Origin of the sequence: Chthonomonas sp. (assembly GCF_035294505.1) — a bacterium.
Lineage (GTDB): Bacteria > Armatimonadota > Chthonomonadetes > Chthonomonadales > Chthonomonadaceae > Chthonomonas.
Window position 1 is genome coordinate 46,824 of sequence record NZ_DATGKU010000174.1, and the last position, 22,911, is coordinate 69,734.

The 22,911-nt window shown below is 53.5% G+C and carries 16 protein-coding genes; 8 read left to right on the forward strand and 8 right to left on the reverse strand.

The window, feature by feature from the left end:
• Positions 1-3 precede the first annotated feature (3 nt).
• On the reverse strand, positions 4-1,386 hold the full coding sequence (locus VKV18_RS10125) for a clostripain-related cysteine peptidase (RefSeq protein ID WP_324204086.1): 1,383 nt from the start codon (positions 1,384-1,386) through the stop codon (positions 4-6).
• 428 nt (positions 1,387-1,814) lie between these two features.
• Entirely contained in the window at positions 1,815-2,675 is an 861-nt protein-coding gene (locus tag VKV18_RS10130) for a phytanoyl-CoA dioxygenase family protein (RefSeq protein WP_324204087.1), read from the reverse strand.
• Between the two features lie 249 nt (positions 2,676-2,924).
• Here VKV18_RS10130 and VKV18_RS10135 point away from each other — a divergent pair, with 249 nt between their 5' ends.
• The 3 genes from VKV18_RS10135 to VKV18_RS10145 are packed head-to-tail and all read left to right on the forward strand — an operon-like array spanning position 2,925 to position 7,846.
• Entirely contained in the window at positions 2,925-5,123 is a 2,199-nt protein-coding gene (locus tag VKV18_RS10135) for an ATP-binding protein (protein WP_324204088.1), read from the forward strand.
• A gap of 33 nt (positions 5,124-5,156) precedes the next feature.
• Positions 5,157-7,457: a right-handed parallel beta-helix repeat-containing protein gene (locus VKV18_RS10140; RefSeq protein WP_324204089.1), complete on the forward strand. Its 2,301-nt coding sequence runs from the start codon at positions 5,157-5,159 to the stop codon at positions 7,455-7,457.
• Between the two features lie 17 nt (positions 7,458-7,474).
• The gene (locus VKV18_RS10145) at positions 7,475-7,846 is read left to right on the forward strand and encodes a 2Fe-2S iron-sulfur cluster-binding protein (protein WP_324204090.1); all 372 of its coding nucleotides are present in this window, start codon (positions 7,475-7,477) and stop codon (positions 7,844-7,846) included.
• Here the strand turns inward: VKV18_RS10145 and mnmG are convergent.
• From mnmG to VKV18_RS10170, 5 genes are read right to left on the reverse strand one after another with little or no spacing between them, the layout of a single operon-like run.
• Complete coding sequence (gene mnmG, locus VKV18_RS10150) at positions 7,843-9,783, reverse strand: tRNA uridine-5-carboxymethylaminomethyl(34) synthesis enzyme MnmG (RefSeq protein ID WP_324204091.1); 1,941 nt, start codon at positions 9,781-9,783, stop codon at positions 7,843-7,845. The two genes, VKV18_RS10145 and mnmG, sit on opposite strands and share 4 nt — an antisense overlap.
• A 33-nt stretch (positions 9,784-9,816) precedes the next feature.
• Positions 9,817-10,932: a hypothetical protein gene (locus VKV18_RS10155; protein WP_324204092.1), complete on the reverse strand. Its 1,116-nt coding sequence runs from the start codon at positions 10,930-10,932 to the stop codon at positions 9,817-9,819.
• Positions 10,933-10,972: 40 nt separating this feature from the next.
• The gene (locus VKV18_RS10160) at positions 10,973-11,617 is read right to left on the reverse strand and encodes a hypothetical protein (protein WP_324204093.1); all 645 of its coding nucleotides are present in this window, start codon (positions 11,615-11,617) and stop codon (positions 10,973-10,975) included.
• Entirely contained in the window at positions 11,614-12,807 is a 1,194-nt protein-coding gene (locus VKV18_RS10165; RefSeq protein WP_345786410.1) for an aminotransferase class I/II-fold pyridoxal phosphate-dependent enzyme, read from the reverse strand. Before VKV18_RS10165 ends, VKV18_RS10160 begins: the two co-directional genes overlap by 4 nt.
• A complete protein-coding gene (locus tag VKV18_RS10170) occupies positions 12,764-12,904 on the reverse strand; it encodes a hypothetical protein (RefSeq protein ID WP_324204095.1) in 141 nt (46 codons plus the stop codon). Before VKV18_RS10170 ends, VKV18_RS10165 begins: the two co-directional genes overlap by 44 nt.
• Before the next feature lie 176 nt (positions 12,905-13,080).
• Here VKV18_RS10170 and VKV18_RS10175 point away from each other — a divergent pair, with 176 nt between their 5' ends.
• Positions 13,081-14,406, forward strand: coding sequence for a sulfatase (locus VKV18_RS10175; protein ID WP_324204096.1), 1,326 nt, complete (start codon positions 13,081-13,083; stop codon positions 14,404-14,406).
• A gap of 73 nt (positions 14,407-14,479) precedes the next feature.
• Positions 14,480-16,906 carry a hypothetical protein gene (locus tag VKV18_RS10180; RefSeq protein WP_324204097.1) on the forward strand — a complete coding sequence of 809 codons (2,427 nt, stop codon included), beginning with the start codon at positions 14,480-14,482 and terminating at the stop codon, positions 16,904-16,906.
• Here the strand turns inward: VKV18_RS10180 and VKV18_RS10185 are convergent.
• The gene (locus VKV18_RS10185) at positions 16,877-17,443 is read right to left on the reverse strand and encodes an HAD family hydrolase (RefSeq protein ID WP_324204098.1); all 567 of its coding nucleotides are present in this window, start codon (positions 17,441-17,443) and stop codon (positions 16,877-16,879) included. The genes VKV18_RS10180 and VKV18_RS10185 overlap by 30 nt on opposite strands.
• Positions 17,444-17,686: 243 nt before the next feature.
• Between VKV18_RS10185 and VKV18_RS10190 the strand changes: the two genes are divergently transcribed.
• The 3 genes from VKV18_RS10190 to VKV18_RS10200 all read left to right on the forward strand — a co-directional run bounded on the left by VKV18_RS10190 (position 17,687) and on the right by VKV18_RS10200 (position 22,804).
• Positions 17,687-18,508, forward strand: a complete 822-nt coding sequence (locus tag VKV18_RS10190; protein ID WP_324204099.1) for an S-methyl-5'-thioadenosine phosphorylase — start codon at positions 17,687-17,689, stop codon at positions 18,506-18,508.
• Positions 18,509-18,511: 3 nt separating this feature from the next.
• On the forward strand, positions 18,512-19,591 hold the full coding sequence (gene mtnA, locus VKV18_RS10195) for an S-methyl-5-thioribose-1-phosphate isomerase (RefSeq protein WP_324204100.1): 1,080 nt from the start codon (positions 18,512-18,514) through the stop codon (positions 19,589-19,591).
• A 66-nt stretch (positions 19,592-19,657) separates the two neighbouring features.
• On the forward strand, positions 19,658-22,804 hold the full coding sequence (locus VKV18_RS10200; RefSeq protein WP_324204101.1) for a type ISP restriction/modification enzyme: 3,147 nt from the start codon (positions 19,658-19,660) through the stop codon (positions 22,802-22,804).
• Positions 22,805-22,911 lie beyond the last annotated feature (107 nt).

Consider the following 22,911-nt stretch of genomic DNA (forward strand, 5'->3'; position numbering starts at 1 on the left):
GCCTCACTTCACTTGTGCCAATAAAAAGCGCGGCCAATGGGGCGCTGCGCGGGTAATGGCGAGATTATAGTAAGAGTTAATAAATCCGCTGGGCGCCGGGACATAGATCGCCAACCCGTGAGAGCCATCTTGCCCTGTTGGGCCGTGCATCGCCTCAAGGATAGCCCCATTCGGCCCGGTAAGCGCATTCTCCATGGCAATGGCAGCCTGTTGCATATCCGTGTCCGATGTTCCTGTCCTCACCAGCTCCGCATAGTCCCATAAATCCTTGTTGTCGCGATAACTTGTCGTGTAGTGTTGCGCACCTCCCAGCTGACGGTTTTGGAAATTGGGGTCTTGGCGAAGACGGTAAAAAAGATTCTGTTGATCGTTCACGTGAATCCCGAGCACAGCCCCAAAGTTGTCGAGCGCACTGGCTACATTATCCATCTGGCTCAGGTCAATCATGGACTGCGTAAGCTCAGAGGCGTAACCTCCCGTGTCGTTCACGTAGAGTGGGTCGTTGACAAACTCATGGATGATGGCGTTTCCCAAATCGCAGTCGGTAAAGGTGCCTCCGCTCGCCTTCAGATCGCCAAGCCATTTGTCATACGGATAGCCGGGCGCGGGCGGGCTTTCTTCCGACCCAACCATGATCCGAGCTGAATGTCGCACCTCATAGGCCACCTCTGTCATCTGTTCAAGAGAGCAGTCGAGAATCAGCATATCTATGGGTTGCGCTGCGGCGGCCAAGGCCTGCGGTAACTCCCACGTTTCGATCTCGTCAGTATATTCATCATCTTCCGCAACGGCACGTGTTCCGACGTTGGGTGGCGCGGCTCTGTTTGGGGCAGAGCGATAAACATTCAACCACCCGGAACCGTGGTCCCATATTACCAGCGCCACATTATCGGCAGGGAAGGTCTGGGTTCCCCACCGCACAAAGTCGGCCAACGTCTGGTAGCTTCCCATATCTTCGGTGCCATTGGGACGACCATTGGGATCGGGTAGAGTATCCTTGAAGCCGGTGGTATTGACCGGAGTGTTCCCCGGCGGGTCTGGCAACCGATCGCTGTTCAGCGGGCGCGTATCGCCGTTGGCGATCGCGTTGATGTCGGCCTGGCTGTGCTGATGGATGAGATAGCGTCTGACTCCATAAAAAGAGGGATTGCAGTTAGGACAGTTATTGGTTTTGCTGGCCGGTATCTGCTTCCACTGCAACACAATGTTGATGTTGCTATCGGAGCCTACCGAGGCCATCTGCGCTACATTTTCCAAGCTGTAGGGCTGCAGGTTGTTAGCGGCCTGCATATAGATGAGGATCGTCCAGCGCGCTCGTCCGCTCTGATGCGGATTGGCACTGCAAGCGGCTCGCCCTGTGTATGGGCCTGGAGTGGGTGGGGGCAAGGTTGCTCCTCCTGTGCTACCTCCTGGGCTACCCGTTCCCCCTCCACATCCTGAAAGAGATGCCGCCAAAATACCAAACACACCAAGGTAAACGCTTACCCTCTGCCAGCCGCCTTTCAATCTCTTGATCATCTCACTTACCCACTGAAATCTTTACGTCCGCTTTAGTATTCCACACCTCCTTTCCCCAATGCAAGAGCACATCTTACAAGCTGTTGTCTTGGGGCAAGCATGACCCATAAAACCCGCTGCAAGTTGCGGAGCGGTGGCATCGTCGGGTTGGAAGGGCAAATCAAGACGGTTTGGCTCGTCGACACAGCGGGTCGTGGTACGTCTGTTTTGTATAGGGGTACCCATCCATGTAGGGGCGGGTTTGAAACCCGCCCCTACCGGATCGATTTAACGACTACGGAGTGTCCCCGCTATGCTTACATGTATCCGGCCACGCCGAGCAGCTCGCGGATCTCCTCGTCGGTATTTGGATCGGCAAGAAGCTGTGCGGTCAGCCCGTTCGTAGGTTTAACTCCGTAAATGCTGGGCTTCTGCCAGGTTGGCCCATAGCTCCACAGAAGCAGACGTCGCAGGGAGCAGCCCGGCTGAGTTGGCATGGCCCGATGCCATAGGGAACCGTGCATGATCACCGCACTGCCTGCCGGTACCTTCAGAACGACCTGGTCGGGCTTGTCGTGGAAATCGTCCTTGTCGAGATCGCGCTCCAGCCAGTGATGCGACCCTGGCACGACACACAATGGACCGCTTTTCTCATCAATATCGTCGAGATAGAGCAGCACCTCAAGAGTTTCAGGACGCGCAAAAAACGGCGGCAGAGGGTCGGGCACCACGCGCTGATGAAAATGCCACTCCGTCTCCTTATTCGGATCGTCCGGAAAACAGACACGACCGGTAAGCCCGCGCCACTGCACTGTGGGGCCAAGAAGCGCTCTGGCAACCGATAGCGTTGGCTGAAAGGTGAGCAACTCTAAAAACGTCGGATGCTTATCCATCAGGTGACGGATGAATATCCCTCCGAACGCGCGACCGCCCCCTGTTTCTAAATTCGTATCCGCCGCAATCGCCTCATCCAACGCACAACGGAGCCGCTCCACCTGATCCATCGGAACCAAGCGTTCTCGCACCAAATAGCCGTTTTGCACAAACGCGGCGATCTCCTCAGGGGTGGCAAGCACTTCGACCTCCCGGATAGGATATCCACGATGCGCATCCCGCACTCTGTAGGTGATTCGGTACCTGCCCGGAATAGCCTCCGGATTGAACGGAATCGTCTTCATCGCCGAAACTCTCCTCTCACGCGATCTGTTCATCAACATGATACGAAATATTACCCTATGTACGGCCTTGTTACCAGCAGGGTCTCTTCCCTAAAAGATAGGTTTGCTTTAGTCCAAACCCCACAATGGGAACTTATCCGGCAGTTGGCACTTATTCTAAAAAAATCTTTTACAGAGAAACCGCGGTACGTAGTAGGATTCTTTGTTCCCTACCGTGAATATGCAGATAAACAATGGAAGGGTAGCTATATGCCGTACACACTACCTGATACACATATCTTTCGACGCCGTTTTTTCTCTTCCCTCGCCCTCCCTCTTGTTGCCGAAACATTGCTCATCGGCGTGCTCTTCTGGAATGTGCTCGCTCTTAGAAACGCCATCGCGTGGGTAAATCACACCTACCAGGTCATCTCGAGCGCGGAAAACATTCAACGCAACCTCAATGAGGCTGAATCGGCCTATCTCCATTTTCTCCTCTTTCGCTCTCCACGCTCCCTTTCTACTTACCAAACCGTCACGGTTTCGCTCTCGCGGTCTCTCTCCTCCCTACAAAAAGAGGTTTCCGACAACCCCATCCAAGTTCAACGACTCGACAGCGCCAAAACACTGCTGGCCGACTGGCATCAGGCTACCCTGAAAAGCCTCACTGCCACTAAGCTAAGCGCCACTCTCAGAAATACCGACCTACACATATTTCGTTCTCATCAGGCCCTAGATGCCCTTCTTGTCTCCTTTATTGGGGAAGAGAAGAGGCTGCTTGCACAACGGCTTCGCATCTACAACGATCACCTCTCCCTCATGTTCCCTCTCATGGGTCTGCTCTTGCTTGCCAGTGTTATTTTCGCCTCTTGGGGTCTCAATAATCTGAAGAAACTATCGAGCAACTACGAGCGCTCCCTAACGCTGGCCCGCTCCCAGTTCGATCAGCTCCAAAAAGAAAAAGAGTTCCGTGACAAGGTGCTTGAAAGTAGCCTGTACTCCATCATCGGTCTTAACAAAGATGGCTATTTCGTCTATCTGAACCCCAAAGCTCTTCATGATCTTGGCTACCCGATAGAGGAACTGCAAGGAAAATCCTTTCTAGATATTTTCTCAAACGATACCGCAGCGAAACTGAAAGAGGCCTTTGAACACTCCCTACAACACAAAAATCCGGTCGCCGATATGGAGGCTCGCTTTGTAAGAAGCGATGGATCGGTTCGACATATGGTCATCGGATGGTCCCCGCTTCTCGATAAGGATGAAGTTGTGGGGTTCGTTGTTTCAGGAATCGATGTAACCGAGAAGAAACGCCTTGAACAGGAGCTACTAGCGGCGCAAAAACTGGAGAGTCTTGGGCGCCTCGCCGGCGGGATTGCACACGACTTCAACAACATTCTCACCGCCATATTCGGCTATATGGAGCTTGCTTCTGAAGAGCTTCCCCCCGACCACCCGGTTCAAGCGCGACTTCGAGACACCGAACGCGCTGCGGAGAGTGCTGCAACCCTCACTCAGCACCTGCTGGCCTTCGCACGTCGCCAAATCATACAACCCCGCCTCATTCGTCTCGATGAACTCGTCCAAAACCTTCAGCCCATGCTGCAAAGGCTTATTAACGAAAATATCGAATTACACGTCAAGGTGGAACAGGTACATCCGGTGAAGGTTGACCCCGGCCAAATGGAGCAGATACTGGTGAATTTGGTAATCAACGCACGTGATGCAATGCCTCAAGGTGGTACTCTCACGATCGCCATTGAAGATGCTTTCATTGATGAGACCTATGCCCAGCGCCATGAGGGGGTACGTCCGGGTAACTATGTCATGCTTACGGTAAGTGATACCGGGGTAGGAATGGATGAAAGCGTTCAACAACATATTTTTGAACCTTTCTTCACTACAAAACAGCAAGGCCGCGGCACCGGCCTTGGTCTGGCAACCTGCTACGGCATTGTAAAACAAGCCGAGGGTCACATCTGGCTCTACAGCGAGCCGGGGCATGGAACAACCTTTAAAATCTTCCTTCCTTACGCCGAAGGCACTCCGGAAGAGCTACAGCTGAACGAACCCACTCTTCCCCCCATCCCCAAAGGCACAGAAACCATCCTTCTGGTCGAAGATGAACCGATCGTGCGCGAAGTTGCCGCCTCCGCACTTCGGGCACAGGGCTACACCGTGCTCGAAGCAGGCACCGGAGAAGAGGCCATCCGACTTGCCGAGCACCATCTCACTCCCATTCATCTTCTCATTACCGATGTCGTTATGCCCGGTATGAGCGGACGCGATCTCGCCGAACGCCTCCTGCAAACCCGTAAGATCGAGAAAGTTCTCTATGTCTCTGGCTACACCGAGAATGCCATTGCGCATCAGGGCGTACTTGAACAGGGTATCTTTTTCTTGCCCAAACCTTTTACTCCGGGCAGCCTCCTACGAAAAGTTCGTGAGGTGCTTGATACGCCCTCGTAGCTCACCGTTCTAAATCCATCTAGGAAGTCGCTTATGCCTATTCGCCTCGCCCATCATAATATGCAAGTGGCTAATGGAGGGCTGCTCATCACATCCCTCTTGCTCTGCCTGCCACCGCTCAAAGCACAGCAAGTTGTGCTAAAGCCGAACACCTTCGTCTCAAAAACGACCCATTTTCGCCCCGGTACCTATATCCTTCAAGACCGTGATCTCCCCATGCTGGTTGTACGTGGCCATGACTTTACGCTTGACCTGCGCAACGTCCGCATTCGCGGCGCCTATCATAACCACGGTATCGGCATCCATATCGTTCATGCCCGCAACGTCACTATTCGCCATGCCGATGTGGCGGGTTGTCTTTATGGCATTCTCATCGAGAACTGCCGGTCCATCCGCATATTAGATAGTGCTCTCTCTCATAACGGCTGTCCGAATGTCGGTACCGTCATTGACGAAAGCGGAACCCAGCCCCAAGATCAATGGGGAGCCGGAATTTTGGTTCGGAACAGTGAATCTTGTTTCATTTCCAACTGCAAAGCCGAATATGCCTGGGACGGGATTGATCTCGTAAGTGCTCAGAACTGTACCGTCACAAATTGCGATCTCTCCTACAACAACAATTGGGGAATCCACCTATGGAATGCCGGTCATAACCTCATCCGCAAGAACCGCGCCATCTGGTGCACAACGGGGGCCGGACAACTCTATCAAGCCCTCAGCGGATGGTCAACGCTCGATTCGGCCGGCATCTGTTTGGAACATGCCAGCAATAATAACCTGGTAGAAGGAAATGACTTCCGCTTTGGTGGTGACGGCATCTTCGTTCGTGCGAATGAGGGTCCCCTCGTCCCTGGCCGCACTGTTCCGCCCCGATTCAGCTCCGACAACAACAGTTTTCGCAACAACGACTGCTCCTTCAGCCCTAACAATGCCATTGAGGTAGACCTAGTGGCCAATACGATCATCGAGGGGAATAACTGCTCGAACTCCAACTATGGATTATGGCTTGGCTACTCTCGTAACACAAAGGTGCTGGGTAACGAGTGCATCAATGACACCACGCGTGCCGTTGAGATCGAAAACGGCCAAAACATCCAGTTTAAAAACAACGTTTTCGGTTTCGATGCCCCAAAGCAAGATACGCCTCTGGTCTATCTGCGACAAAATGGGCGCGATTCTATCCCATCCGGGCCTTATTACCTAACCGGTAACCTCTTTTACGGTGCCAAAACACCCCTAAAACTTCTGAATACACAAGCAGACCTCTCCCATAACTTCTTCTGTTTCCCATCTCGATTCTCATCGGTACCCCCTACAAGTTGCATCGAAGCCGATGCGCTTTCTCACTACACCAATCGCCATCCCTTCGTCTATCTCGAAGACAACCGAGCCACCCTTCCTACCCTACCGCATACCCTGCAGCCCGGTAGGCCACTGCATCTCTCTCATCTTCATTTGCGGCTTCCCCTAGTCATGCCCGTTGTAGAAGTAAACGGGATACCATTGTGGATTACAGCCCACTACAAAGATCACTTAAAGCTGGAAATACCTACCGATTTTTGGAATCGACCGCATGCCCCCATGGCCGATCTGCGTCTTTTTGATGGGTATGGTTGGAGCCGTACCATTCAAATTGCCGTACATTATCCTGCAGGCACTTCCATCATTCAAGCGGTGATGCCGAACCAAATCCATCCGGGAGATATAGTAACGCTTCAGGGCAGGCATCTTGACCGTGGACAATTGCAAATAAACGGGAAGCCCATGCTGCCGGTGGCCCGTTCAGAGGCGTTTATTCGATTTCAACTGCCCTACACCATCCTGACCTCTCGTGGGCTGAACCTCCTTCTAGTGCACCAGGGGGAATACCTCACACCCCCCTTGTCTCTTTTTGTTGATGTGCCTCCTCAAAATGTTCCCCACCTTGTGGAGGTTCGCTTCGAGCCGCGGACGCTTCACGTGGGAGAGCTGTTAAAAGTTACCTTCGTACTTAAAAATAATCTCCCTGTAGATGTCCCGCTCATGCAGGCTCCTAAACCCGGCTTCGTCTACAACGAAAACCAGTCGTGGCAGCAGGCGGGTTACGAGGAAGAGCAAGGAAAGCTCGAACTTGCCGTTACCTCCGATCATCCCGGCGACTTTCCGCCTGGCCTATGGCCCTATCGGTTTGGCTTCGGGCAAGCCGCCTTGGCGGCTCATCAAACCTTGGAAGTCAGTGGCTTTATTCGCGTACAGACTCCTGGCACCCATCTTTACCGTGCCGGCCTTGTCGCGGGCGGAGAACGTTTTATAGACGATGGCGTCTTTCCAACCAGCATCACCGTTCTGCCCTAGAGCCAATGAAAGCAAAAGTGGAAATCTTCATAGCGGGAGAGGGCGCCAGCCCTGAACGGGAGAAGATCGCGAGCAGCACCGTCGGCCTCGAACCGGATGGCACCCGTATCTTAGCCGAGGAAGGCTACACGCTTCTCGACACGCTCTTAGAGGCTGGAGTTGCCCTGCCGCACGAATGCGGAGGGAACTGCGCCTGCACCACCTGCCGAGTCTATGTTGAGGCGGGCATGGAACTATTATCTCCGATGGAGGAGGCGGAACGCGATAGGTTGATCCTGGAAAATGTCTATCAGCCCCATGTTCGCCTCGCATGCCAAGCTCTTATTAGAAGCCCCAACCACAGCTTTTCCTCACACCTTCGCATCAAACGGCCATCTCCGGCCGATTAGCTTCCTTCAACTGCAGATGTCATGACAACCTCGGTCTCGCGACGGCGCCGCCGTAACTCCAAATGAATGTAGAGCGCCTGGATATCGCCCGGCCGCAACCCCGGTATTCTTCCGGCCTGACCTAGAGTGCGAGGCCTAACTCGCTCCAACTTCTCTCTGCCTTCATACGACAAAGCACGAACGGCGGCATAATCTATATCCTCCGGGATCTCGATGGCCTCAAGGCGCTTCGCCCGTTCAACCTGCTGCTCCTGGCGAGAAATATATCCCTCGTACTTCACCTCAACCTCAAACAACTCGGCAATATCGGGGGGAAGAGGCTCCGGGTGAACGAGATCGGGATAAAGTGCTCTCGCTAATCCGTCCAAATGCGCGTAGCGCAACTCTGGCCGACGCAACAGCTCATAGAAACTCACCCGACTCTTCCCAACCGGAGCCGTTCCCAAAGCTTCCAACGCCTCCGATTGATGGGACATCACATACAGGCTCTCAAAACGTTCGCGCTCTTTTGCTAGGCGGTTCTGCTTTTCAAGAAGACGACGATAGCGCTCCTCCGTCACAAGTCCAAGACGCCAACCTAACGGCGTAAGCCGCATATCGGCGTTGTCATGACGGAGTGCCAAACGGTGTTCCGCCCGAGCGGTAAGCATGCGGTAGGGATCGGTTACCCCTTTCGTCACCAAATCATCAATCAACACACCGATATAGCTCTCTTGGCGAGCAAGCACGAGCGGTTGCCTTCCCTGTACCCAAAGCGCCGCATTGATGCCGGCTACTAGGCCCTGAGCCGCAGCCTCTTCGTAGCCACTTGTGCCGTTAATCTGTCCGGCCAAAAAAAGCCCTTTCACGAGTTTCGTTTCCAGCGTCGGGAAAAGCTGATCGGGGAAAACCATATCGTACTCAACGGCATAGCCCGGTCGAATCATCTCCACATGTTCTAGGCCGGGCAACGTTTTCAGAAACTCCAACTGGACGTCTGCCGGCAGGCTCGTGGACATGCCTTGAACGTAGAGAGAGGGACCCTCCCACGTCTCCTGCTCAAGAAAAACCGGATGCGCCTCCTTATCCGCAAAGCGCACCACCTTATCCTCAATGCTAGGACAATAGCGCGGGCCAATGCCCTCGATCCTCCCGCCATACATGGCGGAGCGATGCAAGTTTTCTCGAATAATCGCATGGGTGCGGGCATTCGTGTGTGTCTGCCAACAGGGCAAGAGAGGACGCTCGATAGCAAGCCGATCGTTCAGAAAAGAGAAGGGAGGGCAATCCTCAGAAGGATGTTCTTCTAAAGCCCCAAGGTCCACACTATCCTTGTGAACTCGTGGGGTCGTCCCCGTTTTAAAACGTCCCATGCGAAAACCTAGCTGCCGTAATGACAACGACAGGCCAACGCTTCGGTCCTCACCAAAACGCCCTCCAACGGTCTGCTGCTCTCCACAATGCATAAGGCCATTCAGAAAGGTGCCGGTGGTGACGATCAGGGCCTTCGCCTCGATCTCCCTTCCATCTCCTAACCGAACCCCCATCACCTTCTTCCCGGAGTCTCCACGATATCCCTCGACGATCAACTCTTCGACGGAGGCCTCTAGAAGTTCCAGATTCGGGGTCTCCTCTAGCACGCGGCGCATGGCAAGCGGATAGAGCGTCTTATCTACATGAGCGCGCAACGTTCGTACTGCAGGCCCTTTACCGGTGCCTACAAACCGAATATGTGTTAGCGTGCGATCGGTGTTTAACCCCATCTCTCCACCGAGCGCATCTATCTCGCGTGCCAAATGCCCCTTGGCCGGCCCACCAATGGAGCAGTTGCAGGGTAGATGGGCGATCTTCTCTAGATTAAGGGTCGCTACAATCGTCTGGCAACCAAGCCGGGCTGCCGCCAAAGCCGCCTCACATCCGGCATGACCGGCTCCAACCACGAGCACATCACACTTCATTCTTTTGCTCTCCCAAAGGCTAGTCAATACAATTCATACGTTGTTCACATGACCGGGGTTATTCGTAAGTGGAGAGATAATTCCGAGTCGTTTTAGCTCATCTACTAACTTCTCAGCGTCTGCCAAAATAACACGCGCGATCCGCTGGGTCTCTGGGTCGCTTTTCCGCCGCAACAGCAGAGCGGCAGAACAGAGTGAGGAGATAGGCCCCATCAGCACCTCCTCATTCACTAATTCACCAGGCAGGCTCACCTGCACCTCTTTGGTGGGCGCCGGCACCCCAGAATCTAAACTCGGCACGACAACCGGCTGCACTTCCTCTTCGGGAGCAACCCGCAGCCGCTCCTCGATGGCGAGCAGCTCCCGCCGGATAGCCATATAGAGCGGGGTGGTATCCATCTCCTTTTCGGAAGATACCCCATAATCGCCTCGATTAATGCCGTAAAAAATCGGTTCGGTTGTGGCATAGTTAACAAACATCACCGTCAAAAACTTTTGGAAGACGTTTCGGTCAAAACGGTATTGATTCTGATAGTTGGCATCGTTCAAAACACTTTCGAGCACGTCGTCAAAGAGACGAACAATAAACGCCTCCGGCGGCAGCTCCTGAAACACATCAATGCTTGTGCTAGGGTTAGGCTCGTAAAAGTAGGGCAACTCGTTCGGATCGGTGTAGCCTTCGGCTTCCGCCACACTGCAGAAAACGTTAAGCTTCATCATGCCATCCAGCATACGACGCTGATAGCCATGTTGCATCACCCGCAGAGCATGCTGCTTGAACTCGTTGTAATCGGTACCCAAAAAGAAAGCCTTTCGTGCGGATAGCTTATCCCTAAGCTCTTGCAGCCGCCTTACCAAATTGTCCCGTGCCTCTTTTACGATCTCCATCATCTCGGCACGAAGTGGGTCGTTCTCGGGAAACAGATCGATAGTCTCAAATGTAGTGCGTATTACGGCAAAATCGTTCAGACCATCCTCCAGACACGGGTACGCAATGCCCAAAATGAGATCGTCGGGAATATCCTCCACCGTGTCGGCATTGCGTATACCGCGTTCCGGCTCTACAAGCGCGTAGAACCGGTTCTTCGTACGTAGGCTCTTGATGAGCACAACTTTTCTTCTGTCTTCTAAAGCGTTCAAGCTCTGCATCTATGCCTGTCCCGAAATAAAAGTTTCCTTGTTAAGAGTTCTAACGAACTATATGGACACTGAAACCATAGTAAATGGTTCCATTGATGCTTGCAAAATCCGCACTCATCCCCCGAATTACCGGCAGATTCAGGCCAAAATTGGGCTGTCTGCGGTAAAGTTCGGCAGAGAGCGTAACGGAACCAAGCATTTTGGCCTGTATCCCCACGAACAGCCCATCCATCGTGCCGGTTCCCACGCCGGCCGTCAGGCGAAAGTGGTTAAGGAAGGGTTTCAGGCGCTCAGGGATAATGGGAGAATGACTCACGACCGCATACAGCGCACCGTGCTCATCCCCTGTCCCAAAAAGGTCTCGTACCCCTAAAGCGATGGCCGGAAGACCGGCAAAATCGAAGGTGAGAGGGTACTCCACATCGAAAGTATAGCGCGTCTTTGGGTCAGGAAGCAGCGCCGCACGTTGCAGTTCCAACTCTATTCCTTGCGCAGAGGCGTATCGGAGCCATAGAAAGCTGTTATCATGCCGATAGGGCGTTAATAGACCGGATAACCCTAAACTATTGGGGTCTGGCGTCTCCGCCATCGGTGCAAGCACGATGCGGTCGGCACGAGCGACGCCGATGAAACAGCATAGAAAGAGCATGCAAACACCCCAACCCACAAATCGCCGATTAACCCTTTCTATCATCTAGCGTTCTCCAGCCGACGCAGAAATCGTTCCATTCGTTCAAGAGCCTCCTCTATTTTCGTTAACGCCGTAGCATAAGAGCAGCGTATATGCCCTTCTCCGGCTGTGCCAAAGGCGGTACCTGGCACTACCGCTACACGCTCCTCCTGTAACAATCGCTCCGCAAACTCCTCACTCGAAAGCCCATAACGCTTAATGGAGGGAAATGTGTAAAAGGCCCCTTGTGGCATAAGGCATTCCAGGCCTATGCGGTTTAGCCCCTCTACAAAAATACGCCGCCGCTTATCGTAATCGGCCACCATAGCCTCCACATCCGCGTCGCCGTTTTCGATGGCCGCAATGGCTGCAAGCTGAGAAATATGGCTCGCACAGAGCATGGTGTACTGATGCACTCGGGTCATCAAGCGGAGAATAGGCTCCGGTCCGCAAGCATATCCTACGCGCCACCCCGTCATCGCATGGCTTTTCGAAAAGCCGTTTAACACCACCGTTCGCTCTCGCGCTAAAGGCAACGCTCCCACACAGGTTGGCTCGCCCTCATAGGTCAGGCGCTCGTAAATCTCATCGGAGATAATATAGAGATCGTACTGGTCGGCGATCTCAACAAGTCGAATCAAATTCTCGCGCGACTGCGTTGCTCCCGTCGGGTTGGCAGGCGAAGCGATAAGAATAGCTTTCGTCCTTGATGTTATGGCGCTTTCCACGCGACTCGGGTCTAACCGAAATCCCTCCTCCATGTAGGTCGGGATCGTCACCGCAACGCCGCCGGCAAACTGAATGCACGGCTCATAAGCCACATAACAGGGCGTAGGTACGATTACCTCATCGCCAGGGTTTATCAACACCCGCAACGCCAAATCCAGCGCTTCCGACACACCAACCGTAATCAAGCACTCGCTTTCTGGGTCATAACGCACCCCATGTCGGCGCTCCAGCAAGGCACAAATACCTTCCCGCAGCTTGGGCAAACCGCTGTTGCCCGTGTAAGAGGTGCGACCTTCCTCAAGGGCGCGGATACCGGCCTCACGAATAAGTCGCGGTGTTACAAAATCCGGCTCGCCCACCCCCAAAGAAATCACCCCTTCCATCTGGCTCGCAATATCAAAGAACCGACGAATACCAGAGGGCGGGCAACCGGCGATCACTTTATTTAACGGTCTTTTGGGTGATGTTCCACGCGCTACCGCCATCGAAACCTTCTATCCTCTCAGGCGCTTGAACCGCTTTGCTGGCACAGAGCGCCTTTTGATGATGCCCACAGACCTCGACGGGCTTTATTCTCTGCAAAGTATACCCGCTCATTTGACCTATTTCGCACCACTGTCTAACCTATCATGCAAAGTGTTGCAAAACCAACTCTTAAGTGCTAAATATTAGTACGAAGAAGAACCGCCTCAAGTGTTATAATGTAGAGAAGAATTTCATAATGTGGCGGCGTTGTGCCCCCTCCCAATGAGAGATAAATGAACGTTCTCCTTATCGTCATAGATACCCTAAGGGCCGACCACCTCGGCTGCTATGGCTACCCACTCGCTACTTCGCCCAACATAGACCGACTCGCCGCACAAGGAGCCTGCTTTACCCATTGCTTCGCCCCCGGCATCCCCACCACACCCGCCCATACCACCATTTACACAGGCCTTCACCCCATCAGCCACAACATCGTTTGCCATGGAGGCCAAGTAGACCTCGATCGGAAAATCCCCGTCCTTCCCGAACTGCTCCAACAAGCGAACTATACTACCGCCGCCGTAGATAATCTTTACGACATAAAACCTTGGCTTGCTCGCGGCTATGAGTTCTACATTAACCCTAGCTTCCGTCATAAACTGCGACTACTCGTATCATGTGAAGAGATCAACGCGCGGGCTATCCCTTGGCTGCGTCAACATAAAACAGAAACGTTCTTCCTCTTCCTTCACTACTGGGAGCCACATGCCCCCTATCTGCCTCCCCAACGCTATAGGATGTTCTATCCACCGGATAAAGACCCTTTCTCAGGCCCCGATACGATGGAACCGGTAAGACGTCAGCCGATCTGGGGGATGTTTCATGACATCTGGTTTAAAAAATTAGGCACTGTTCGTGACGTAAACTACATCTCCTCTCTCTATGATGCCGAAATACGCCATGTGGATGAAGCCATCGGTCAACTCCTAGAGGCTCTTACCGAAGAGAACCTCGATCAAAACACCCTTGTTATCCTTACCGGTGACCATGGCGAAAGCCTTACCGAACACGATATCTACTTTGAACACCATGGGCTCTACGATCAGACCATCCACGTCCCCCTCATCATGCGTCATCCACAGTACATTCGGCCAAATACGGTTATTTCAGAGATGGTGCAACACCTGGATATTGCGCCCACAGTGCTCTCCGCCGTAGGAGCTAACCCACCCCCCCACATGGAAGGTAAAAGCTTTTGGCAGCCTCTTATCGAAAATCGCCCTTTCCAAGGATGGGATCGCGTCATTAGTTGCGAAAACACCTGGCAATCGAAATGGGCCCTTCGTACTCGCGACCGTAAACTGATCCTTGCCCGTCGCCCAGACCGGCATGGCATGCCGCCCATCGAGCTGTACGATCTCGCTCAAGACCCGGCAGAATCTCAGAATTTGGCCGACTCCCGAGCCGATGAAGCTCAGGCACTACAAGAGGAACTAGAGGGCTGGATCTCTCAGGAGTTGGCACGACTTGGTCGTAAAGAAGACCCACTGCTTGCACAGCCCGTTTCGCTCGGCCAAAAATGGGACGCTTGGGTTCGGATCGGCCAAGAGGCCCAGTAGCCAGTCACTCCTTTCTGCCTCTTTCGTAAATATGTCATAATGTGGCCGTCGCTCTGTCCCCCCTATATGCCCTATGCCTATCGCCGTATCCTTAGCGCTGCTCAAGATTTGGGCTTTATTCTCACCCTTACAGGATCAACCCCCTGTAAGCTCCGCTACACCACCTCCTTCCGCCTTCGTCCGTCCGCCATCTGCGCCACCTCAACAGTCCTTTCAAATTCACCTACAAGGCCCCTTTAGCATCAGTCCGGATGGCGTGTACCATGTCAGCGGCGGCATCTCTATTAACTATCTCGGTACCACCATCAGCGCAGAGAGAATGGACGGAAGTTTTAAAAACGGCTTCCTCTTTAGCGGCAATGCGCGTATCGAACGAAATGGAATAGTTGCTACGGCCGATACCATCTTCTTCTATCCCCCCGATGGAAGCTTCCGACTAGGCAACCCACATGGCATGCTTACCCCATCCCTGTTTAGCGGCAACATCTACTCGCCCATCTTCATAAAAGGCCAAACACTTGAAGGCAACCAGTCCGGTTACCTGTTTGGCCAAAGTCTCTCGGCCACCACCTGCACCCAGCCCACCCCGCACTATCAACTGCAAATAAGCTCGGCGGAGTTAGTGCCCTATCAAAAGCTAACGCTCCGCAAGGTGAGCATCTTCTTCTTTGGAGTAAAACTCATTACGCTGCCGGAACTTGTAATTCCCCTCAATCAACGTCTTCCAAAACGCCCGCGCACCAACTACCTTCCTGAGTTCGGCCAAAATATAGACGAGGGCTACTTCGCCCGTTTCCCCTATGCCTTCGCAGAAGGTCGGGATGCCGCCGGCCTCTTCCGCCTCGACATCACACAAAAGCGTGGCATTGGCTACCGATTCGAACAAGAGTACCTTGCAGGCAAACAGACACCGCAAACCTCGCCGACAAGTGGTGCCTACGCAGCAGATAATGGCGTGTACGTCTCAGCCTACGGCTACGGCACCATAAGCAATCGGCTTCCGCGGCTCGGCACCGGCCTGGGCCCTACCAACGGCGGGCTTTTTACCCTTCAAGGCTACCTATCCCAAGGCTTCAACACCAACTTCAGCGCCAGCTTTAAACACCAACAGAACATCGGCAGCAACAACCGCTTTGCTATCGACTCGGAGTTGCAACGTAATAGCTACGCCTTTGGCTCAGGCACCGTTAGCTACGACACCCAAACCACCCGATTCGATTTTACCCACACCGACCCTCTACACGGCACAGATGGCGGCCTTACGCTTAATCTCGCCACCAGCTTCTCGCCCGGTTTCTTTAGCCGTCAACTTACCGGCAGCCTCAAACAAGATTTCCTCTTCGGCTCTTCCGGCAGCACACATAATAGCCTGTCCTACGATTTGGAGCTTTCCGATCTTCTCTCCGGTGGCTCGGGCTTTTCCTCAAAATCGGAACGACTGGATGAAAACTTCAGCTATCAACACGACGCTCGTGAGTATGCTCTCTCTCTGGTGGCAAACGGTTCTACCCCCATCGGCACCCAAACAGGAGGCTCGTTCGGGGTGCTGCAAAAGCTGCCGGAGCTTAAAATGGACTTGAATACCTACCGTTTCCGAGGTGGCTGGCTACGAGAACTGCCGCTAACCCTCGAACTGGGCATAGGGCAATACTCCGAACCCGGCTCCGAAGTGAATACCGACCGCGTGCTTTTAGGCCTCAACACACAACCCATTACCCTCCTAATGGGACGAACAGAACTCACAACCGCCCTCGGCTTCGAACAACGCTTCTACGGCGATGGTGCCGCCGAATATCGCCTCCACGACGATATGCATCTACGCCAACACATCGCGGGCCGCTCCGGCTTCGACATTGATTACGTCTACGATCAGCCGGAAGGCGCCACCCCTTTCTACTTCGACCAACTGCGGCGATCCCATTATCTCTCTTTCGATGGTGGCTACCTAGATGACCCTCATTTTCAATTTACAGCTCGCGTCGGCTACGATCTCACCCACACACCGGGCACCCTTCCTTGGCAGTCGCTCTCTACACGCCTTATGTGGCGCCCTACTCCCTCCGTTCGCTTTGATGCGACCCAAGTCTACGACCCGAATCGCGGGCGCTTCTTCGCCCTCGTCAACCAGCTAAGCCTACGTGGCAAAAACGATTTCGGCCTCGACATCCTCGCCAATATAGACCCACAGCAGCCCGGAATTCGACGGAAAATTACCCAACTGAACACTCAGTTCTCTATTCCTATTGGACGCTCATGGCGCATTAACGGCCTCTACCTCTACAGCGGTCTCACCGGAAGCTTCACGGCTCAAAACCTCCAGATCATCCACGATTGGGATTGTCTCGAGATGAGCCTAACCTACACCAACAACGTCGGAGGCTTCCGCCCGGAACGCGCCTTCTACCTTTCCATTCGTATCACTGCCTTCCCCTTCTTCCGCGCCTTCGGCTATGGCCCCGCCGGTCAGGCTCTAGGAACCGGAATCGGTAGCCTCTACTGAAAGTATCCATTCGACGGCATTCCATAGATCGGCACAGACACATTCGGGCTGCGGCGAGGGAAACCGACACGGCTCGTAAGCCCGCGTGTGTCCACTTAAAACCAGCACGGTACGACATCCCACCGATGCCCCGGCGGCAATATCCTTCGGAGAATCGCCTATCATGTAGCTCCGATGCAGATCAACATCGTGCTCCTCCGCAGCGCGTAAGAGCATCCCCGGAGCCGGTTTGCGACAGGAGCATCCCTCCTCCGGACGATGAGGGCAGAAATAGACCGCATCTATCCTACCTCCCTCCAAGGCAACTTCTTCCTGCAACCGTGTATGAACTTCTGCTAAATCGTCCAAGGTCATCAATCCCCGCCCAACCGCAGATTGATTGGTTACAATCATAACTCTAAAGTTCGCTCGGTTCAGACGTTCTATCGCCTCGCCCACTCTGGGCAACATCCTCAGCAAGTCGGGGCGGGTCACGTAGTCGCCTCCCTCCACGCTCAACACCCCGTCCCTATCCAGAAAAACCGCTCTCGTTATCACCGTGCTCCCTCTCTTCTAGTGTAAAACCGATAAACTCCTGAATCTTACCGACATAAAGCCATTTTCGGTCAACGCACCGACTCTTCGCATAGGCCAACGCTTCAGGCAAGAGCACCAAGTCGAATCCATACCCGCCAAACACCCTGCATTCCCCATTCCCCCAAAAGTTCGTCGTGAGCGGGTAAAATAGACGCCGTCTACCATTCTTCATCCCATAGATTTAGAGGAGCTTTTTACTGTAGGATGCCTGCTGATAACACAACCCCTACCGCGGAGATCGGAGTCTTCGGCGGCAGCGGCTTTTACTCTCTTTTTGAAAAGGTAGAGGAGATCACCGTAGATACCCCATTTGGCTCTCCAAGCGATAATATCTTCCTTGCCACCCTCGCGGATCGGCGAGTGGCCTTTCTTCCTCGGCATGGGCGACACCATACGATTCCTCCCCATGCCATCAACTATCGGGCGAATATCTGGGCGATGAAACGACTTGGTGTACGCTTTCTCATCAGCCCTTGTGCCGCCGGCAGCTTACAAAGCCACATTAAACCCGGCGACTTCGTGGTTTGCGATCAGTATGTAGACCGTACCCGCAACCGAAAAGATACCTTCTACGATGGCCCAGAAGTGTATCATGTCTCAAGTGCCGATCCCTATTGCCCTCACCTGCGCAAACTTGCTATCGAGGTCATCCGGGAACAAGGTATCCCCGTCCATGAGCGCGGAACGGTAGTAGTCATTCAAGGCCCTCGCTTCTCCACAAAAGCCGAAAGTCGCTGGTTTACTCAAGCCGGATGGGAAGTGATCAATATGACCCAATATCCGGAAGCCTACCTAGCTCTCGAACAAAATATCGCCGTGGTGAATATCTCCCTTATCACAGACTACGATAGCGGCTTGGTAGCCGAAGGCGAAGTAGCACCGGTTACCCAAAAGGAAGTCTATGAAACCTTTCTGAAAAACGCGGAACGCATCAAGAAAGTTGTCAAGGAGTTGGTGCAGAGAATTCCGCTCGATCTAGACAGCCCCTGCCATCATGCGCTAGATCATGCCAAAGTTGAGGCTTGAACGATGTCGGAACAACGGCTCGGAACAACTTTGCAAACGGTGGATTGGCGTGAGGGACGGTTGGTTTTGATAGACCAAAACGCCCTTCCTCACCGCCTCACGTACATTACTTACACCGATTGGCGCGATGTTGTCGAGGCTATCCGCACCATGGTCGTTCGAGGCGCCCCTGCCATCGGTTGCACAGCCGCGTTAGGGATGGCTCTTGGCGCACAACATAGTCCTCCGTTCGATACCGGCGACGCCCTCCTCGCGCACCTTGAAACCATGGCTCGAGCCTTTCGTTCGGCTCGTCCAACTGCCGTGAACCTTTTTTGGGCTGTAGACCGCATTCTTGCCGTCGCACGCGAGGCTTCTGACAGTGTGGAACATATCCGTCAGGCCGTTCTAGATGAAGGGCTTCGTATGCTTGAGGAGGACATCCAAATTAATAGGCGTCTGGGTCATCATGGGGCCCAACTCCTTCCCCAACACGCCGGTGTGCTTACCCACTGCAATGCCGGCGCTCTCGCTACGGTGGGTTACGGCACCGCACTTGGGGTCGTTCGAGCCGCCGTGGAACTAGGCAAAACGGTGGAGGTTTATGCCGATGAAACGCGACCGCGCCTGCAAGGAATGAAGCTCACTGCCTGGGAGTTAGCCCAAGACTCGATTCCGGTCACCATCATTGCCGACAATATGGCCGCCGTGCTCATGCGCGAAGGAAAGATCGACTGCGTGATTGTCGGGGCCGACCGCATTGCCGCCAACGGAGATACCGCCAACAAAATCGGCACCTATGGTCTTGCCGTCCTCGCGCACTACCACAACATCCCGTTTTATGTGGCTGCACCCGTTTCCACATTCGACCTTCGCCTTCCCTCAGGACACCTCATTCCCATCGAACAGCGAGACCCGCAAGAGGTCACCCACATTCAAGGACATCGCGTCGCTCCAGAGGGCGTTCCTGTTCTCAACCCTGCCTTTGATGTAACACCTGCCGAGCTTATCCACGCCTTCATCACAGAGATAGGCGTTCTCTATCCACCGTTCGATTCCCTTCCCGAGCGCCTGACCAACGCTTCGAGCCAACATGTGCCTTAAACCTATTCCTCCGATGGCTTCCAAGTGCCCCCCTCCGCTTAACCTTTTTCCAGTGGGAGCGTTGCCATGAATGGTAACCGTTCCTTGTTCGACACCTATCTCCAGCAACTGTCTAAAGTGGCCGCCCAAGGCGATGCCCGTGAAGAGAGCTTCTACCCTGCCCTTCAGGCTATGCTAGAGGCCTTTGCACAAACAACCCATCGCAACGTGGTAGTGACCGCGCTTCCTCGCCCCACGGAAGCGGGGAATCCCGACTTTCGGGTTTGGGATGGAAGCCAACATATCATCGGCTATATAGAGGCGAAGCGACCAACCGAGGAACACCTCGACCATGTCGAGAATTCAGGCCAACTTGCGCGCTACCGGGCAACGTTTCCGAACCTCATTCTCACGAACTTTCTGGAGTTCCGCCTCTACAGGGATGGTAAGAGAGTAGAGACAGCCCTTCTCGCACGCCCCGCGGTTCTCAATACGTTGCGCGTGGCGCCTCCTGCAGAAAATGTAGAGTCTCTCTACGCACTACTTGAACGCTTTTTCAGTTTTGCCACTCCTAAAGTCTATAGTGCCGAATCTCTCGCGGCGGAGCTGGCCAAGCGAACGCGTTTCTTACGAACTGTGGCCGAAGAACAGCTCAAACGGGAAGAAGCAGAACCTGGCGAGCTGTACAGCTTCTATGAGGCGTTCAAAACCTTCCTCATTGCCGACTTAACACCGGAAGCTTTTGCCGACCTGTTCGCCCAAACGATTACCTACGGACTTTTTGCAGCAAGAACACGCACCACGGATAGCTTCCAACGTCGTACCGCCGCCGAACATATCCCTCACACCATAGGCGTCTTACGCAAGCTGTTTCAATTCATCTCTTCGGCCGACCCTCCGACCGAGCTGATCTGGTGCGTAGATGACATCGTGGAGGTTCTCTCGGTCGCCGATCTCAACGAGATACTCGACCGCTATTACCAAGAAGGCAAAGGAAGCGACCCTATCATCCACTTCTACGAAACTTTCCTTTCAGAATATGACCCTCAGGAGCGAGAGCGCCGCGGCGTCTACTACACCCCTGAACCGGTTGTCTCTTACATCGTTCGTTCGCTTCATGGGCTGCTTAAAGACCGTCTCCAAGTGCCCGAAGGCTTGGCCTCAAACAATATCACGCTGCTAGACCCTGCCGCAGGAACGATGACGTTCGTCGCTCAGGCTACTCAGCAAGCCGTCTCCGAGTTTCAAGAAAGGTACGGTGCCGGCGCCCTTACCGATTTCATTCGGAACCATATCCTAAAAAACTTCTTTGCCTTCGAGTTGATGATGGCTCCCTATGCCGTCGGCCACCTCAAAATGAACTTCCTGCTCAAAGAGCTTGGTTACATCCTTTCTAACGACGAGCGTGTGCGTTTTTATCTTACAAACGCTCTGGATATTGAAGAGCTTGAGACAAGCCGGCTCCCCTTCTTCTCTGCCCTCGCCGCCGAATCGCAGCAGGCGCTTGAGATTAAAAAGCAGACCCCCATTCTCGTCATTCTCGGAAACCCACCCTATTCCGGCGAGTCGACCAATCAAGGAGCCTGGATAAGAGGCCTTATTGAGGACTACAAACAGGTGGACGGGCGGCCTCTTGGAGAGAAAAACCCCAAATGGCTCCAGGACGATTATGTTAAATTCTTGCGTTTCGCCCAGTGGAAAATCGAGCAGGCCGGCTGCGGTGTGGTAGGCATGATCTCAAATCACGCCTACCTCGATAACCCGACATTCCGCGGCATGCGCCAAAGTCTGCTACGCACCTATGATGAGATCTACATACTGAACCTTCACGGAAACGCAAGAAAGCGCGAAACCTGCCCGGATGGCTCTCCCGATCAGAACGTATTCGACATTCAACAAGGCGTAGCCATTGCGCTCTTTGTGAAGCAACATAGGCAGACAGACCATGAGGAAGGCAAGGCTGAAGCAAAGATATACTATGCGGACCTGTGGGGTTCTCGCGAATCCAAGTACGCATGGCTTAGCTCGAATCACCTTAACAGCACACCATGGCAACCGCTGCAGCCTTCCTCTCCCCTCTACTTTTTTGTCCCACGTAATACCGATCTAGAAGCTATATATCAACGATACCCTTCTATACCTGAAATTTTTCCGGTTTATAGCGTTGGCATCGTAACCGCCCGCGACCGTCTGACCATTCACTGGACTTCGGAAGAGGTTTGGAACACGGTTACCAACTTCGTGCGCCTCGATCCGGAATTGGCCCGCCAAGCCTACCGCCTCGGCAAAGATGCCCGTGACTGGAGGGTGGAATGGGCGCAAAAAGATTTAAGCGATTCGGGGCCATCAAAGCAGCACATTGTGCCAATCCTCTACCGTCCCTTCGATGTGCGCTATACGTACTACACCGGCCACTCTCGAGGCTTTCACTGTATGCCGCGATACGATGTCATGCGGCACATGCTCCTCGGCTCGAACTTAGGGTTGATAACTCACAAACAAGAAGGATTAAATCTGCCTTGGTCTCATGCCCTTGTCACCAATCTTATCGTTGAACACGTTGCTCTCTCAACCCTCACAACGAACTATCTCTTCCCACTCTATCTCTATCATAACGGCGAACAAACCCATCTCTTCGATCAACACAGCGATCTACAGCGGACTCCGAACTTAAATGCTACATTAACAGCAACCTTAACACAAGCCTATGGCCGATTGCCCGCCCCGGAAGAGATATTTCACTATATCTACGCGGTTCTCTATGCGCCCACCTATCGAGAAAGATACTATACGTTTCTTCAGAGTGACTTTCCGAGAGTGCCCTTTCCTACACGTTCCGACCTCTTCTCGCGCTATGCCGATCTCGGCGCACAGCTCGTTCAGATTCATCTGCTACAATCTACCGAACTGAACCCTCCACTCTGTAAATATCACGGGCAGGGAGACCATCTTGTGCAACAAAGTGGAGCTTCCGGGTTACGCTACGGTCCTGTGGAACAGAGGGCTTACATTAACGCGCATCAGTATTTCGCACCGATATCCCAGAAAGTCTGGGAGTATCCTATGGGAGGCTACCAGGTCTGCGAGAAATGGCTGAAAGAAAGGCAGGGCCGCCGTCTCTCACTCGATGAGATTCAAACCTTCTGCCGAATCGTCACCGCTCTTGATCGAACGATTAGGTTACAAAAAGAAATAGATGCTCTCTACGATGAGATAGAGGCGTCCCCTCTTTAACCGATCAGGGAACGCGGAATCCCCTAAAGATCGGCCAAACACAACACAACAATCATTACGAAATAGGAAAGGAGGTAGACGCGGGTTTCTCGGCAGCAATAATCGAG